Source organism: Shewanella sp. 10N.286.52.A9 (assembly GCF_041468985.1).
Lineage (GTDB): Bacteria > Pseudomonadota > Gammaproteobacteria > Enterobacterales > Shewanellaceae > Shewanella > Shewanella japonica.
This window is the reverse complement of sequence record NZ_JBFRJQ010000009.1, coordinates 65,264-82,282: the sequence shown is the minus strand read 5'-3', so window position 1 is coordinate 82,282 and position 17,019 is coordinate 65,264. Positions and strand designations below refer to the sequence as shown.

At 40.7% G+C, this 17,019-nt stretch carries 12 protein-coding genes; 1 reads left to right on the top strand and 11 read right to left on the bottom strand.

Going from position 1 to position 17,019, the window contains the following annotated elements:
• Positions 1 to 92: 92 nt before the first annotated feature.
• The 9 genes from AB4128_RS08700 to AB4128_RS08660 form a co-directional block, all read right to left on the bottom strand.
• Positions 93 to 1,619, bottom strand: coding sequence for an MFS transporter (locus tag AB4128_RS08700; protein ID WP_055024296.1), 1,527 nt, complete (start codon positions 1,617 to 1,619; stop codon positions 93 to 95).
• 306 nt (positions 1,620 to 1,925) lie between these two features.
• A complete protein-coding gene (locus AB4128_RS08695) occupies positions 1,926 to 3,170 on the bottom strand; it encodes a hypothetical protein (RefSeq protein WP_240433814.1) in 1,245 nt (414 codons plus the stop codon).
• Positions 3,171 to 3,212: 42 nt separating this feature from the next.
• Positions 3,213 to 5,564, bottom strand: a complete 2,352-nt coding sequence (locus AB4128_RS08690; RefSeq protein ID WP_372037457.1) for an EAL domain-containing protein — start codon at positions 5,562 to 5,564, stop codon at positions 3,213 to 3,215.
• On the bottom strand, positions 5,564 to 6,169 hold the full coding sequence (locus AB4128_RS08685; RefSeq protein ID WP_372037456.1) for a hypothetical protein: 606 nt from the start codon (positions 6,167 to 6,169) through the stop codon (positions 5,564 to 5,566). Before AB4128_RS08685 ends, AB4128_RS08690 begins: the two co-directional genes overlap by 1 nt.
• Before the next feature lie 325 nt (positions 6,170 to 6,494).
• Positions 6,495 to 6,830, bottom strand: coding sequence for a PBPRA1643 family SWIM/SEC-C metal-binding motif protein (locus AB4128_RS08680; protein ID WP_372037455.1), 336 nt, complete (start codon positions 6,828 to 6,830; stop codon positions 6,495 to 6,497).
• A gap of 252 nt (positions 6,831 to 7,082) precedes the next feature.
• Positions 7,083 to 7,499, bottom strand: coding sequence for a hypothetical protein (locus AB4128_RS08675; RefSeq protein WP_055024292.1), 417 nt, complete (start codon positions 7,497 to 7,499; stop codon positions 7,083 to 7,085).
• A gap of 83 nt (positions 7,500 to 7,582) precedes the next feature.
• Entirely contained in the window at positions 7,583 to 10,702 is a 3,120-nt protein-coding gene (locus AB4128_RS08670) for a carboxypeptidase-like regulatory domain-containing protein (protein WP_372037454.1), read from the bottom strand.
• A 42-nt stretch (positions 10,703 to 10,744) separates the two neighbouring features.
• Positions 10,745 to 11,536 (bottom strand): hypothetical protein, encoded by a 792-nt coding sequence (locus tag AB4128_RS08665; RefSeq protein ID WP_372037453.1) that lies wholly within the window; start codon positions 11,534 to 11,536, stop codon positions 10,745 to 10,747.
• Positions 11,537 to 11,731: 195 nt separating this feature from the next.
• A complete protein-coding gene (locus tag AB4128_RS08660) occupies positions 11,732 to 12,199 on the bottom strand; it encodes a hypothetical protein (RefSeq protein WP_055024289.1) in 468 nt (155 codons plus the stop codon).
• 682 nt (positions 12,200 to 12,881) lie between these two features.
• Between AB4128_RS08660 and AB4128_RS08655 the strand changes: the two genes are divergently transcribed.
• Entirely contained in the window at positions 12,882 to 13,382 is a 501-nt protein-coding gene (locus tag AB4128_RS08655; protein ID WP_156669136.1) for a hypothetical protein, read from the top strand.
• A gap of 131 nt (positions 13,383 to 13,513) precedes the next feature.
• On the opposite strand, the gene AB4128_RS08650 is transcribed toward AB4128_RS08655, so the two are convergent.
• Positions 13,514 to 16,429: a valine--tRNA ligase gene (locus tag AB4128_RS08650; RefSeq protein WP_372037452.1), complete on the bottom strand. Its 2,916-nt coding sequence runs from the start codon at positions 16,427 to 16,429 to the stop codon at positions 13,514 to 13,516.
• 58 nt (positions 16,430 to 16,487) lie between these two features.
• Positions 16,488 to 16,940, bottom strand: a complete 453-nt coding sequence (locus AB4128_RS08645; RefSeq protein ID WP_055024286.1) for a DNA polymerase III subunit chi — start codon at positions 16,938 to 16,940, stop codon at positions 16,488 to 16,490.
• Positions 16,941 to 17,019: the final 79 nt, after the last annotated feature.

Below are 17,019 nucleotides of genomic sequence, written 5' to 3'. Positions count from 1 at the left end.
CCTTGAATTTTTACACTACTTTAATAACACTTGCCCCATAAAAAAGCTGACATCATAGTCAGCTTTTTACTATTAACATGCAGAGTTTGGTATTAGCTTTGTTGTAATTTGTATAACCATTTACCGTAAAGGAAAATACCTACTGCTGAAATAGTGCCGATGGCAGCGATGATATACCACGCCATACCAATGTTATGGGTGTTATACAGCAAGGTAGTGAGTTCTTGAGCAGGTTCACCTGTGAAAGTTACTAAAGTACTAAAGGCTTCACCTTGTGGAATAGCGCCAATTGTAGCAGCATCCATGCCTCGCTCAGCAAGGAGTTGAAGTGAAAATACTTCTTTTGATGCGTACATTTCATATAACTTAGGGCCAAAGTAGCCTTCAAGTGTCCAGCCAATCCCTTGCGGTAACATCACAAAACCTAAGTACATCGCTTTTTTGCCTTCAGGGGCAATATTACCCATGAACTCGTTTTTCTTCGGGCTAATCATCATTTCACCGAAAGAGAACATAGCAATGGCTAGTACAATCATCCATGCCGCATTAGTTGCACCTATAAATACAAATGCGAGGATACTCAGCAAACAACCACCTAGCATTGCTGTGGTAATACGGTATTTAGCAGTAAGCGCAGCCACCAAAAAACAACTGGTCATAATCATACCAGCATTGAGGTTAAGCATGCCTTCTGGCATGACCTTAGTACCTGTGTTATCTAGGCCTAACCAGAATTGGAAAAAGCCATTAGATGTGCCGTCGGGGCCAAATAGCGAGGTCACAATCACACTGGTATCGACCCACTCTGCAATATGAATAGGCAATACATCAAATAAGGCATTGAACAAGAACCAGAAACCAGCAAACACTAGCATGTAGTAAATCACCACTGGTTTTTTAAGCTCGTTTAAGGCATCACGCCATAGGGCTTCTTGTTTAATTTCGCCAGATTTAATTTTACGATTTCGCTCAAGACGTTCTTCTTTTCCTGGCTCTTTATAAGCTAATAGAAATAAAAAGTTTAACGAGATAATGGCTGCACAGGCATAAAACACATTATCCCAAGATAATTGGCGCATATGCACAGCAACTAGCGGACCTAAGAACCCACCAATATTAACAACTTGGTAGAATATACCCCAAGCCATTGAGGTGTTTTGTCTGCCAGTGGATAGCACTAAGGTACCTTGAATACCCGGTTTAAAAATACCTGTACCCGCCGCCAGCAAAATGGCGCCAAAGAGGAAACCATAAAAGCTTGGGAAGAAAGCCATGACAAGATAGCCAGCGATTTTAATTATCGTAGAGGCAAAAATGGTTTCTTTGTAACCAACGCGATCTGATATGCCGCCCGTAAAGACAGGTATGAAGGTTTGCATGAAGGCCCAAATTGCGATGATCACACCATAATCGCTAAGGCTAATACCTAAGCCACCTTCAGAGGTGGGGGCTTTTGCATAAAGACCAGCACTGGCCTTTACACCGTAGTATGCGATACGTTCAACCAGCTCCATGCCGCCGACGATCCAAAAAATATAACTCAGGCTGGCAATCGATGCCCACATCCCAAGTTGTTTTACTTCACTGAGGTCGTTACCTGAGTGTGAATTTTCACTCATATCTCACCTTTTATTATGATTATTATTAACATTAAGCTGGCAGACACTTTACCTAATTTGAAACAAAATACAAAAGAACTGTGATAAAAATTGCGCTTTATATTGAATGTTAAATCTTTGAGGGGAAGATTGGCGTGATGAGAGGGTTACATAATTGAAATATGGACTAATTATTGCGCAGGTTGCTGCTTTTTTAATTATGGATAACCGTTCTTCAAATTATTTTTTAACCACTTAGGCACGATTTGTTATGAAGTAAAAAAGCGGTAACAACCAATCCATGGCTAATGAAGCGGCAACTGGGTGTTAGAAATACCATCTAGTGGCTAATTGCCACTGCTGCTCTAGCATCTCTTTGGGTAAACCTTGTTCAACTCTGGCATCACGAGTCGCGTCTATACGGTTATATTCAGCTTGGATAAACCAGCTTTTTTGTAAACGATATTGATACGACAAGGTGAGGGCATTGCCTTGTTCATTATTGTTATCGTCGAACGTGGCATCATTGTCTGATACCTCAAAATCTTCTGCTCGAATAGTCAGGCGATGTTTATCCCAACGTTTAGTTAATAAAACAAAGGCGGCTTGATAGTCATTATTAACCACATCTACAGCTTCTGGTGACTGCATCAACGTGCTGCCATACATGATTTGGCTGATGAGTTCGATTTGGTAGGGTAAACGCCATTTGACACCAGCATGAGTAAACTTTGTCAGCCAAGCATATTGGCCATTCTTAAAGACGAGAGTATTGGCATTGTTATCATAATAGCCTAATGACACTTCGCCATTTCCTTTAAATCGCCATTGACCATGTACGTGATAACCAAAACGATCATCTAGTTCGATAAAAGGATCTGATTCATCGGCCTGATCATCTAAACTGCCTCCTGCTAAGCTGGGCATATTACTTAATGGCAAGGATTCATGGAGTAAGGTTTGACGGGAGCTGAGTGTCCAACCATGCCAAGCGAGCATGGCGCCAGCGGTATCATTATATTGGAATAAAGCTGCAGATAAGGCTAAGTCATGTTTTGAGTTATGGAATTTTCCTAAGCGCTCAAGGGTGAGTTCTGCACCAAGATGGCGAAACTCCTCACCTAACCAGCTGTTTATCGCCGAATAGCTTAATGTATAAGGGGACGACCAAGCTGTGGCGATATTTTCCAGAGAAATATCAGGGTACATTAAGCCTAATCGACCTTTTAACCTAAGGCCATTTTGCCACGGCAAACTGCGATAATTTAAAAATGCTTCGGTAATACCAATATCATTACGGGTATTATCAAGATAACCATTGGCTGTCACATGTGCTGAAAATGCGTTTTCCCAATCCACTTTATAGGTCAGGCCAACTTGGGAAAGTGATAATTGAGTGCCGTCATCAAAGCGAAATTTTCCTAAGCCACCATCGACATAAGATTCAGTGCCATCTGTGTAACTGGCTCTTACATCAATCAGGCCTGAAAAGTGATGTTCTGCAGCAGTGGCAGAATGACAAGCTAAACATAAAATACAAATCCATTTTCCTGTTCTTTTCCAATATTTCATCCGCGTACCTTATTGATTTATTTATTACGGATTAGTGACGTGTTAACGGTATTTTGATTGTGCTAACCATTGGGTTAACTTTTCGGCATCAACGGGTTTTGACAAGTAAAAGCCTTGGCCCATTTCACAGCCTCTCTGGGTTAACCATTTGAGAGAACCTTCATCTTCAATGCCTTCAGCCACCACTTTTAAGCCTAAGTTATGGGCAAGCTGCAAGGTTGAACTGACAATAATTTTATCATCTTCACTGCTCATCAAGTTTTGCACAAATGACTTGTCAATTTTTAGCTCATCCACGGGAAGTTGTTTTAGCTGGGCTAAAGAGGAGTAGCCAGTACCATAATCATCAATTGATAGCTTAAGCCCATGCTGTTTGAGCTCTGTAAGTTGCTTGATGGCATGTTCAGGGTCGGCAACAACGGCATCCTCGGTGATCTCTAGCGTTAATGCTTCGATAGGCACTTTCTTATCTTTAATCATTTGCAAAATATGCTGGCAAAATTGATCATCCTTTAAATTCTCTGCTGAAATATTGATTGCTATGGATAGCTCAACTCCTTGTTGTTGCCATAGTAGGTATTGGTCTAGCGCTTGATTGATTACCCAGTTCGTTAGAGCATTCATTTGTCCCATTTTTTCAGCGATAGGAATAAAGCTATCTGGCGGGATCATGCCTCTTATCGGATGTTGCCAACGAACCAATGCCTCTACATGGGTCACTTTATTGAGCTTGAGGTTCAGCTTAGGTTGGTAAAATAACACTAGCTCATCTTGCTCAATTGCCGGTTTTAGGTCGTTGACTAATTGCAGTCTGTCTACGGTATTAACATCAATTTGCTGGTGGTAAATCTGTAAATGCTGACGATGTTTCTTTGCATACTGTAAGGCGGTGTCGGCTTGGCGTAATAGTGTTTCGAGATCACTTGGGTAATAAACAAAACTGATGCCGATAGTGGTTTGTAAATGCAACGAAATGTCTTGATAGCAGTAATTGGCTTCAACAGTTTGTTGGACATGATTTATTAATGCGGTAAGTGATTTTTGCTCTGTGTGCTCAATAGCAAGGACAAATTCATCGCCGTTAATACGGCAGACGAGATCTATTTCATCAAAGCTTGCTAATCGACGGCCAACTTCTGTGATCACCATATCGCCAACAACATGACCTAAGGTACCGTTGATTTCAGTCATACGACGAATATTAATCAGGCATATTGCTAATGGAGATTTGCTTTCGAACCAACTCGAGGTGATGCGGATTAACTCGTTTTTATTACCTAGATTGGTCAGTGGGTCATGGTAGGCTTGAAAGGCGATTTTGTTTTCACGGCTTAATATGGCTTGTTGCATGGCAGTGATTTCTTCAGCGAGTTCTTTCATCTCTGCACTGTTGCCAACTTCTACCTTTGAATTGTAATTACCTTTTGCAATAAATCGAGCTTGTTTTATCAATAATGTAAGTGGCTTAGTGACACCTCGAGCAATAATGTAGGCCACAAATAGTGACATCGGCAACATTAATAAAATCAATAATAATTGTTGAAACCAATGATCTTGTGCTGATTCAAGCGCAGCATTGCGACTCAAATACATAAAGGCATGTAGTTGAACATTGTCTTGGCTATCACGCTTAACCTCACCTAAATCTGATTGCCATAAAATGTATTCATCATTGGTTTGATTGTGTTCAATAAAGTCACTGATGACTTGATGGTCTTCGTGGGTGAATCTGGTATTGGAGAGGCTAATTAATTGGTTACTTTTTTCAGATGTGAGCAAAAATCCAGTGTTCAAGCCGGTTTGCTCCGATAACGAATGCGTTAACTCGTCGCCAATGATAAAGCCAAAGCCCACCCAGCCAATAATGTTTGCTGCGCCACTGGTTAATGGTGAAAACCTTAACTGATAAACATGCTCGCCAAGAGGGTATATGGGGCTATTGGTTTCAAATTCTGTTGCAAGCGGGAATCTAAATGGCTGACCTTGCTCTGGTCCAACATTAACTTTGCCTTTGTTAGGTCCTTTTGCTGTCGTTAACAGTTCGCCAATCACATTCCCTTTATGATCAACTGCAATAGCTAAGTCTGCATTGATGCGTTTTCGATGATTATTTAATGCCACCAAAAAACTGCGGCTGTCGCCATCAATAAAAATATCTTTAAGGCCAAAGTCTTTTGCAGCCGTTTCGGCAAAAGCGGATAAATAGTAATTTCGGTTGTCATATTCTGACTTAAATACCAACTCAGCTACTGACAGTTGGTTTTCTAACTGCTGTTTTTCTAAACGTTTATTCGAATAGTAATTAATGGCAAAAGAAATAGCTTGAACAGCTATTAATAACACCATGAAAAAGGTGAATATACGAGTTTGAATACTATTGAACGTATTTCGCATTAATATCCATCCAGAAAGTCAAAGTCATCCAAACTTTGTTGAGTTGGGATGTCGTCCATTGATGCAGTTATTTGTATGGTTAATGCCTCTGCTAAAGGCGTTGTTATCGTCTGGCTAAATTGATTGTTATCTGCCCGTAATTGCGGGTGCCAGACAACGAGTTGATATTCAGAATCAGGTAGCTCGTCGAATGTGACGTTACCATTTGAATCAGTCACGCCGTAATAAGGAGTATCGACCACCAACACATGTCCGCTCATCCAGTCATGGATGTTACACCCCATTGAAATGTGGCCTGCTTGATCAAATAACATATCTTGTTGAGTGCTATCTTTGCGTAGTTTAAACGAAAAGCGTTTGGGGCCTGATGCCGAATAAATGTGGTGAGTAATATCATCATCATTAACAAATTTGAGTTGGTAACCTTGTTGAATAACCGTGATATATGGGCTGAACTGTTTGTTTTCTTGATGTATTTCAATTGGAGGCTGAGTTGACTCAGGGGCTATCTTTTTTGCTGAAGAGGTAGAGGTAGCAGTGAGATATACCACCATATTTGCCATAGGAGTATGGTTACTGTTGACGAGACTAAATTGTTGACTCATGACGGGCCAACTTAGGGTAGCGCAGCACAAGATGCCCGCCGTTATCAAGGACTTTACTGCTATAACTGTGTTCACTCTGACCTCTAGTATCACGTTGGTTGATTAATTAACCTGTTGATATAAGTGTTGCCTTTTATTAAGCACACTATGACTGAGTATAATAAGAACGAAGTTAAGCTTATAATATTTCACAAAATAAAGATATTTTCATAACAAAAAATGGAATCAAAAACATGTTTTGATTCCATTTTTATTGTTCAAGCTAAAGTGGTGCTTAGTGTGTCGCTTTAAGCTGTACTAATTAATTGCTTAAGCCAAGGCATGATTAACCACAGCACTTTTTGTATTTTTTGCCACTGCCACAGCTGCAAGGATCGTTGCGGTTAATTTTTGCTTCGGCTGTTACTGCGGTAGGCTTATTGATAATGCCCTCTAGCTCAATAATATTTTCAGGGTTATTTTCATCAACAGTCATGTTCGCAAACAGGTTTTTGTCATCTAGTATTTGCTTTACTTGCGCAGCTCTTTCTGCGGTTTGAACTGACAAGGTTAGTGGCTTAACTTTAGAACCAAGCTTAGCCTGACGTTTAGTATTGTAACCACTTTCGCCATAGGCAGGTTTAGGCGTTTGACGGCCTTTGAAGAAAAATTTGTCTGACATAATCGTACCTGCCCATCTTATAAATATGAAAAATTGAATCTTTATATTGATTGACTTTTATAACGTGCAAGCTTGTTGGCTTTGATGTTTGCAAACAAAGTGCTTGGTTAAGAAAGTTGAAAAATATTCTAGAGGCGATGCTTATACAGGAAATCAGAGCAATTGACTAGAAACACTTGCCAATATGCGAGTATTGTTTAGCACTTACAATAAAGACCTGTGAAAGAAAGAGCTATTGCGTTGTTTTGTCGGTTAGTGATAATTCACTTCAATGGTGTATGACAATTGCTGTTGCCCAACATTTTCATCGTTAAGCACATCCACTTTACCACCGACATTGATAATTGTTGCTGTTTCAGATAAAGCAAATGATTGCTGCTGATTGCCATTGGGCAGAATAGGGGTAAATAATACGTTGGACGTGGAAGTTGGGTAAACCCTCACGTTAATAGAAGACTCGCCATTACCTTGAATTTTAAATTGACCGAGTTGATTATCGGAAGTGAGGCAGCCGTTACCTTGGCGGTTAAATTGATCTAACTGACAATTAACGTTGGCTTGGTTGTATATCATTCCAAGATCCATTGGTCGAATTTGCTCAATAGACACAGGGGTCACTAAGTTAAAATGGGCTTGTGAAACGGCAACCACCAACATAAAGAGTGACATGCTTTATTTTTTCCACATCAATAAATCCATAATTTATTCTAGTTGTTGCTGAATAAATGCGCACTTATTTATCTTGTTTTGGTTTAACGAGAAATGGTTTGTGTGGCGAGGGTCACATATTCACCTGGCTTCAGTTCGATTGGTGTGGCTTGGCGTTGTTTATTGATTTCAATTTGATAGCGACCGGGTACCAGTTGCTCAAAGATAAACACTCCATCGTACTCTACTCGGGCATGATATTGATTATCAGCGTCATCAATTAACGTCACCAGCACACCTTTTGCCGCAACCCCATCATCATAAAATATCTCGCCATCTAGCTCTGCAGTAAATAACACAGGAAATAGCACTTCGGCTACATTCCCTGGATGAGCGTTTACTAATAAAATGCTGTTTTGAGGCTGTAAAAATGGGTCAGGTAGTGATTGCTCATTTAGCACAAGGCGATGTGGTCTTGAAGTTTGTATGTGGGTAATTAATAACTGGCCGCGCTCATCCGTTGCGCTATCAGCTTGACTATGGCCTGAAAAACGTAGGCCGCTGAGTGGTAATTCATCTTCATCAAATAGGCCGTTGTTGTTGTCATCTTGAAAAGCGATAATTTTTACACTTCCAGTATTTAAATGGCTAACTCTGTCGAGTAACCAAGTGTTATCGGGTGCAATTAATAGCGCAGAACTACTCCACTTAAATTGTGCAAACCAATCACCTTCAGAGTCATTTTCTAATGTCAGCCTTAAGGTACTGGTATCTAAAAAATAAGATAAAGAGTTTCTCACCGTGACTTCTGCTAATGCCATTGGTTGGTAACGAACTTCAAACTGATAGTTACTTTGCTCGCTTAAAGACGTACTGGCATTAGACACTAACTGGGTGAGTTCTGTTGTGGGCAGCAGTGCAATATCAGCATAGCTACGTAAGTACCAGTCGGAGACTCGACCTGAAAGGGCTAATCGATTGGCCCAACGTTGTGTATCGGCGATGTTTTGCCAACTTAACTCGTTACTCAATGCTAGGTGCTGAAACTGGCCTGCTACAGTTGCTCCAAGGTAAATACTGTCTGTACCAAAGTTTTGTTCTTGCCATGAGCCATTGAGCCCCCAGCTCATATTCGTGTGGTCTAGGTTGCCATTCACATTAATATTGGCCAGTTGTTTTACTTGGTTATTTGGATTTTCCCATGATTCAAAGTCTTGGTAGTGTGCCCATTCAGCTTGCCAGTCAATTAAGCTATTACTCCCTTGGGCAATAATGTTAGCTGCTGTTCCAGTTTCATTTCCTGTGAGATTAAGTTGCCAGACGCTGTTGTCGGTTAACATACTGAAAGTCAAAGAAGGGTTGAACAGCCATTTGTTATCACTCACTTGTTGCTCAATTAAGGCAATACCAGCCGAGAAGTTATCAGATATCGCCCAGTTTGCACTCGCATAAACTTGTTTTAAATCATCTTGCTCTCGTTGCATCACGCCAAAGTTCATTCCGAAGCTGTCGGCTTGCATTAAAGAAGGGTCGAGCAGTTTACTAAAGGACTCTGTTCGTGTTTCACCATTTGGCCCAAATAAACGTAATTGGTATTGGTTAGTTCCAATATAATAGGGCACTTGTTCAAAGCGATATTGTCCATTGTCACCAACACGTTGAACACTGATTAAACCGCCATTTCGGTATAATTCAACATCCCACCCTGGCTCTAACTCACCTTCAACGACAATGTATCTAATGTCATCTGAAAATGCGTCACCAGCATTAAGAATGAGACCTTCACCAGAGCTGGCGCCTGAAACCAACGCCAAGTTATGGGAGTCGATACTACCAAGTCGATAGTATTTAACCCAAGTGTCGGCCATTGCTTTTTCTATATAGGCGTTAAATGTTTCGCCGTATTCCGACCAAGAGTAACCAGCATAGGCACTATGTCCGAGTAAATCAGTCCTTGCTTGGATAAAACCATCAACATTCGGTTGTTGGGTTTCTATTTGTTTACGCTGCGAGACGCCGACATCTGCATGTAACGCCAAATCGCCAATCGTGGCATACTCGCTAGTTACTTGACGCATTCTTTGTTGGTCATTGGCATTTTTTTGATGATTAAATTGCTGGTGGCGCTTTTGCCTCTCAAGCAGCTGACTTAGTGGAACTAAGGTGTTTTCATTCACCGCTAGTAACTGACGAGCATGATCAAAGTGAATTTCTAATCCTAGTATTTGTTCTACCACCTCAATATCGACATAGATGTCCCAATCATCAAAATAGACGTCAGTTGGGGTTTGATTACAATCACTATTTTGCGCAGTAAATTGCATGAGGTGTTGGCTTATATCGACAGTGTTTTCTGTGGTCAAATACCAGCCGCTCACGCTTAATGGTTGCATGTTAACTTGTAACGGCAACATCAAATTATCGGCTAAAAATTGTATTGGCAGGTAAAGAGTTGCTTTATCTTGATAGATAAAAATCTCATCGCTTAGCTGCTCAGAACCATAATTAAACTGCCCGACAAGAAATTGCTCTTCATTTGCTGCAGAACTTGTGTAACTTCGAGTCAGTCGTCGGGAACAATTCGCTAATGCTATTTCAGGGTTATTTGCTGTTGAGGCTACAGTCACTGGCGAGGTAGCCTGAATGAGCTTTGGCGCGTCAGATAGTGTCACTTGTTGGCTAGTTTTTTGACTAAGTTCTTGATTAGTTAGCAGGTCGCTAAGGCCATTAATGGAGGCTGAATCAATTGTTGGTGCTCTCTTGGAAGAGACTGTTTCAGGCTTAATGTTAACTTTTTTCTTGCTTTCAGAGTTCACTATAGCGGGTTTGACTAATGCTGAAGTAGAAGCTGAAGTTAATACTGTTGATGTAAGTGCTATTGGCTTTGATGTGATAGTTAACTCAGGTTCTGGCGTAGTTGTTATTGATTCTGACGCCATTGTCTTTGATTTGGTTTGACGTTGAAATGAAGTGCTTTGCTGTAATGATGAGGTCGTTTTCGTTAACGAATCATTGACGGTAGCTTCTTTGTCAGGGATTTCCCTTTCTTTATGTTGGGATTGGTTGTTTGAGGCGGCGAGATTGAGATTGGCAATAAAATCAATTGAATCGGTTCTCCAGGGCGTTGATGATTCAAGCCCTGGATTGATTGTTTCTATGTATAGCAATAATAAACAAATACAAAAAGTATATTTTGCTATACGGTTGATATGCCGAAAAAGCATAATCTGCCGAGATAAAGTAGGTGTTTTTCAGTCACACTGTCCTTATAATTTGATCACGGATTCGATTGTTTTAGCCTCGAATAAAGTGTCATTTTCAACATATCTAATCAGTAGATCCGTCCCAGGTTTTACAGCTTGGCTAAGTGTTATTGCAAATCGACGTTTATCGTTTTCAGTATAGATGGATGCATTTTTTAAACTGCCAACTAATTGATTAGATGCACTGTCATACACTTCAATATCACCGTAACTGCTACGTTGACCGCTGCGGGCGATATCAACAATTAGTTGTTGCTGATTATCTGGGCTTGCTAGCAATTCTCCGTTCACTGTTAATTCTGCGATTAAATCACCGACTCTCATGATCACCGGAATGGCAATACGTAAATAGGCTGTGACTGATAAGTTCATCGTGTCATTGGATTCAGTGGTGTCTGAAACTGTGGTCGGGGCTAAAGGGATTTGATGAAAAACGATGTAGCTTCGGTATTCACCAGCTTTGATGTCTTTTGGCGGACGCACAGCAAGCCTTACTCTTGCACCTTGCTCAGGGGATAAACTGACTCGTCGAGGAGAGTAACGGGTGAAACTGGTAAGTGAAGTTGGACTTGTTTTAGGCTCTAAAGTTAAAAATTCGTCATTGGAGAGTAACTTTTTGTCTTCTAAGTAAATTTCGTAGCGAGCGGTGTCGCTGCTTTTATTAACTAATGAAAAAACGGCGCTTTTGTTGCGCTGGTTGTCAAGTTCGACACGGGTTGGTGTCACGAGTAAGTTTGCACTCACACTAGGTATAAGACTTAACACCAAAGTGGTTATAAGTAGTAAGTTTTTCATATTGTTGCCCAGCTAAATTTTGATGCATTAAATGCAAATTTATTAATTATTATTGTTAGCTTACTTCGAGCTTATTTTAATTTTGTTTGTTAGTGGGGTGAATATAATCCCGCAACCACGTTGCGGGATTCATCAATGTTACTGGTGATGTAAGCAATATAGGTTAGGGTAAATTGCTTAAATCAGATAACAGGTTTAGTAAACCACTGAAAGAGTGTAAGACAGTGCGTGAGTCCCTTCAGTTGCTGAAGCTGCAACGATATCAAGTGTACCAGCAACATCAACGTCTAACGTATTACCAGAGACAGTACCCGTTGCACTAGCAAGAGTTGGGGTAAACGTAACGCCAGAAACAGACGTATCAGGACCAGATACTGAAAGGTTTACTGTTCCGTCAGCGGCAGCCACATTGAACACACCAGTACGTGCAGCATTACCACCAGCAACACATGCAGCTCCAGAAGTTGTATCTGAGTAGTCAAGAGCACACTGGCCGTCAGCAGCGATAGATACATCTCCAAATTCCATTTGGGTCGTTTCAGATACAGTGATTGGGTAGATTAAGTTGAAGTTAGCAGTACCAGTTTCGTCTGCGGCACCCACTTGAGTAGAAAGAAATAGTGTAGAGGCGATAACAGATGATAATAGTATTTTTTTAGTCATTTTATTGTTCCCAGGTGTAATATTATAATTTTAATAGCCCATAATTTTTATGTGGATATTTGTCGCTTTTAAACAAGGACTTAATCAATGGGCAAAGTCAAAATAGCAGTATTGAAATAATTTGCAACACTTTGGTTACAATTGTGTCTTGCATTTCTTTATATAGCGAAGAGTTATAAGTTATTGCTAAAGTTTAATTTAAAATACTAGCTACAAAGTATTAGATTTCAAACTAGCGTTTAACTCTATGAAAATTAGAATAATATCGGCTATGAAAGATCTTACTTATTAGTTGAGTAGTTTGGTTGGTTTTGTGATGCTGTTGATATAACGGTATTTTTTGTTTGTTTTTTGGTCAGCTAACAAGGTTTCATCTAGATGATCTTTTGATTTAAAAATGTACAACATTGATCTTAGGCTGGGAATTTTACAGAATTCAACCAAAAATTGAGTAGACTGAACTCGTCAACATTGTCTGACTTTCTTAAATGAGTTTGTTGATTTTTTGTAACGTTATTGAGATGATGCTAGAAAATATTGATAAGACTATTTGATACAAAATGTTTTTATAGACTTAATTTAGCTTTTATTTGCTTAAGGTTTATTAATTACATTTTTGTTTTTAAAATACCTTAAAATCAATGACTAATAAAAATAATAATAAAATTGAGTGGTCAGCGGTATGCCAACTTGTATTGACTCTTCCAGATATCTCCAGCTCATAAAGTTGACCTTGATCGCTGCGTTAAGTGTGCTGTGTTGTTCTTCAGCTTTCGCACAAATTGTTATTACAGAAATTCAGCCTATTAAATTTCCTACGGTGTTACAAAATAGTGGAACAAGTTCTACTGTGGTAGTGAACTGGAAAGGCGGGATTGGTAATTCAACCAATGCGACGTTGCTTGATGATGATTATTATCAAGGGCGCTATTTTATTACTTCTGATACTAGCGATCCCATAACGATTAATTTTATTAGTTTGAATAATGAGCCGCTAATCCAAATAAAAAACATTAAAATTCGCTATAAAAATACCACTTATAAAACGTTTCCTGCAATGGGGTTAGACAATCCTGGTGTCGATGGAGAGTACATCGAAATAGGCGCTAAGGTTGTGGCGAATAAAAAATCTAGCCAAGGGGCTAAATATCCGCAATATACCTTAAGCGTCAATGAGCAATAAGTTTCCCCATCTAGCATCTAAGATCGGGAGCCGTTCACAAACAGGGCTTTGACTGTGCAAGTCAATTTAGACATAGAAGAAATAAAAAAGGCCATCAACTTTTGTTGATGGCCTTTTTCGTATTACTGAGGTTAACTTTCTAGTTTAGCCAGTTCAGCTTTTTGTTCGGTTAGCTTTTCAATATCTCGTTGGTATTCCGCTTGTTTAGCACGCTCTTTTTCAATCACGGCTGCAGGTGCTTTAGCGACAAACCCTTGATTCGATAACTTGCCTTCAATACGTTTGAACTCGCCGGCTGCTTTTTCAAGTAGCTTGTCGATACGAGCGACTTCTTTAGCAACATCAATTAATCCAGCCATTGGAATTAACAACTCCATATCGCCTACAAGCTGTGTTGTAGACATTGGCGCTGTTTCACCGTCGGCAAGAATGGTCATAGATTCAAGCTTAGCTAGGGTCTTGAAGAAGGTTTGGTTTGCTTCTAGACGTGCTTTGTCTTGTTCACTCACGCCACGTAGTAGGGCGTTAAGTGGCTTAGAAGGAGCAATGTTAAGTTCTGCACGAATATTACGTACAGCCGTAATCACTTGCTTAACCCACTCAAGATCTTCCATCGCTTGAGAGTCTACTTTAGTGGCATCAAATTCAGGGAATTCAGCCAACATTAACGTCTCTCCCTCAACTCCTGCTAGCGGTTTAATGCGCTGCCAGATAGTTTCGGTGAGATAAGGCATCATTGGGTGCATTAAACGCTGCATTTGTTCTAGTACAGTGACTAGAGTATGACGTGTGCCACGAAGCTGTGCTTCGCTGCCGCTTTGCATTACAGGCTTCGTTAGCTCTAAGTACCAGTCACAGAACTGATTCCAAGTGAACTCATAAATAGTGTTAGCGGCTAAGTCAAAGCGGTAGTTTGCCATATGCTCGTCATAAGCTTTTACCGTTTGATTGAACAAACCGATAATCCAGCGATCAGCAAGTGACAGTTCCATTTCACCAGGCTTGCCGTCAACAAGTAATTGACCACAATCTAGGGCTTCGCCAACCGCATCTTCATCAGCGCCTTCAGCTTGTACTTCGGTGTTCATTAGTACGTAGCGTGAAGCATTCCAGATTTTGTTACAGAAACTGCGGTAACCGTCTAGGCGTTTCATGTCCCAGTTGATGTCACGTCCTGTTGAAGCCATTGACGCTAAAGTGAAACGTAGCGCATCAGTACCATGTGCTTCGATACCGTCTGCAAACTCTTTGCGCGTGCTTTTTTCAATCTTAGCTGCAAGTTTAGGCTGCATCATGTTGCCAGTACGCTTAGTCACAAGTGACTCAAGGTCAATACCGTCAATCATGTCTAATGGGTCAAGTACGTTACCTTTAGACTTCGACATTTTGTTACCCGCTTCATCACGGATAAGACCTGTCACATACACAGTCTTGAACGGGACTTGCGGTTTGCCATTTTCATCTTTAATGAAATGCATGGTCATCATGATCATACGGGCAACCCAGAAGAAAATAATATCAAAGCCTGTAACCAACACATCTGTTGGGTGGAAAGCTTTTAATTCTTCGGTGTTTTTTGGCCAACCTAATGTTGAGAATGTCCATAACGCAGAGCTAAACCATGTGTCTAACACATCGTTATCTTGGCGTAAGACAATAGACTCATCTAAGTTATGCTTTGCACGAACTTCAGCTTCGTCACGACCCACATAGACTTTACCTGCTTCGTCGTACCAAGCTGGGATACGATGTCCCCACCAAAGTTGGCGAGAGATACACCAGTCTTGAATATCGCGCATCCAAGAGTTGTACATGTTCTCGTATTGTTGTGGTACGAATTTGATGTCGCCATTATCAACAGCTTCCATCGCAGTTTTAGCCATTGGCGCAACAGAGACATACCACTGATCTGTCAGTAAAGGTTCAATGACAACACCTGAACGATCGCCATAAGGCACTTTCAATCCGTGAGGGTCGATTTTGCCAAGTAAACCTAATGTTTCGAACTCTTCAACAATGGCTTTACGGGCGGCAAAACGTTCAAGACCGGCATAGCGCTCAGGCAAGCTGTTATCAAGTTCATTATTTGCTGTACCATCGGTATTGACGACTTCTGCAGCACTGCGGATTTCTGCATTAATCGTTAAGATGTTGAACATAGGTAGGGCGTGACGCTTACCGACTTCATAATCGTTAAAGTCATGTGCAGGTGTGATTTTTACACAACCTGTACCAAATTCCATGTCGACATAATCGTCAGCTACGATAGGAATAAGACGGTTTACGATTGGCAATAAAATGAACTTACCAATCAGTGATTGATAACGTTCATCGTCAGGGTGAACTGCAACAGCACTATCACCTAACATGGTTTCAGGACGTGTAGTGGCGACTTCTAAATAGTCTTTACCATCAGCAGTTAATGCACCCTCAGCAAGCGGATAGCGGAAATGCCACATGCTGCCTTGCTTTTCTTTGTTTTCAACTTCAAGATCAGAAATTGCAGTGTGCAGTTTTGGATCCCAGTTTACTAAGCGTTTACCACGGTAAATCAACTCATCATCGTATAGACGTACAAACACTTCTTGTACGGCTTCAGACATGCCTTCATCCATGGTAAAACGTTCACGGTCCCAATCAACTGATGCGCCTAAACGACGTAGCTGTTTGGTAATAGTACCGCCAGATTCATTTTTCCAATCCCAAATGCGTTCAATAAAGTTATCGCGGCCTAAGTCGTGGCGGCCTAATCCTTCTTCTGCAAAGACTTTACGTTCAACCAGCATTTGAGTTGCAATACCCGCATGGTCAGTACCCACTTGCCAAAGGGTATTTTTACCCTTCATGCGTTGGTAACGAGTCAAGGTATCCATGATGGTATCTTGGAATGCATGACCCATGTGCAAACTACCCGTCACATTCGGTGGCGGGATCATGATGCAATAGTTACCTTTTGACTCATCGCCATGTGGTTTGAAGTAGCCTTGCTCTTCCCAGTTTTGGTAAAGAGATTGCTCAATTGACTGCGGATTATATGTTTTTTCCATGGGATTTTTGTTTTCTCAATCTAAATTAATAGTTGGTATTGTTAACGAATCAACTGACTTAAACGCCAGTGAACTCAGTTGTTGTGAGCTCAATGCCTAATTGCTTATATTCGCGATAGCGAGCACGTGCAATTTGTTTAAGCGCATCATCATTAGCAACAAAATCGATAATATGCGGAAAGTTAACCGCAAATGATGGCACTTGATCTGCGAGGTTAATGAGTAAATGGCGGCTTTTATTCGCGCCTAATTTATCAAAACCAATTTCCACAGGTGAACCGGTTACCGGTCCTTCCCCTTTTAAATTGTGGGGAACAAATGCCGTTGGCTCAAATTGCCAAAGTAATTCGTCAATGGCGTATGCCTGCTGCTTGTCTTGGCAATGAATATAAATTAATTGCTGCTGACGATAATGCTTTTCTGCTAATTGGCAGGCGCTTAAAAATACACTTTCGATTGCACTTGGCTGCGTATTGATGGCGGGCATTAAGTAAAACAGAGTCTTTGGCATGCTTTTACTGTATTTGACGAAGTAAAGACGGATTTTACACTAAAAGCAACTCATGGGGCTAGGGTGGACAGCGGTTAAA

Bases quoted from the DNA above. Each gene is read 5' to 3' on its own strand.
- AB4128_RS08700 (WP_055024296.1), bottom strand. From the start codon at position 1,619: ATGAGTGAAAATTCACACTCAGGTAACGACCTCAGTGAAGTAAAACAA.
- AB4128_RS08695 (WP_240433814.1), bottom strand. From the start codon at position 3,170: ATGAAATATTGGAAAAGAACAGGAAAATGGATTTGTATTTTATGTTTA.
- AB4128_RS08690 (WP_372037457.1), bottom strand. From the start codon at position 5,564: ATGCGAAATACGTTCAATAGTATTCAAACTCGTATATTCACCTTTTTC.
- AB4128_RS08685 (WP_372037456.1), bottom strand. From the start codon at position 6,169: ATGAGTCAACAATTTAGTCTCGTCAACAGTAACCATACTCCTATGGCA.
- AB4128_RS08680 (WP_372037455.1), bottom strand. From the start codon at position 6,830: ATGTCAGACAAATTTTTCTTCAAAGGCCGTCAAACGCCTAAACCTGCC.
- AB4128_RS08675 (WP_055024292.1), bottom strand. From the start codon at position 7,499: ATGTCACTCTTTATGTTGGTGGTTGCCGTTTCACAAGCCCATTTTAAC.
- AB4128_RS08670 (WP_372037454.1), bottom strand. From the start codon at position 10,702: ATGCTTTTTCGGCATATCAACCGTATAGCAAAATATACTTTTTGTATT.
- AB4128_RS08665 (WP_372037453.1), bottom strand. From the start codon at position 11,536: ATGAAAAACTTACTACTTATAACCACTTTGGTGTTAAGTCTTATACCT.
- AB4128_RS08660 (WP_055024289.1), bottom strand. From the start codon at position 12,199: ATGACTAAAAAAATACTATTATCATCTGTTATCGCCTCTACACTATTT.
- AB4128_RS08655 (WP_156669136.1), top strand. From the start codon at position 12,882: ATGCCAACTTGTATTGACTCTTCCAGATATCTCCAGCTCATAAAGTTG.
- AB4128_RS08650 (WP_372037452.1), bottom strand. From the start codon at position 16,429: ATGGAAAAAACATATAATCCGCAGTCAATTGAGCAATCTCTTTACCAA.
- AB4128_RS08645 (WP_055024286.1), bottom strand. From the start codon at position 16,940: ATGCCAAAGACTCTGTTTTACTTAATGCCCGCCATCAATACGCAGCCA.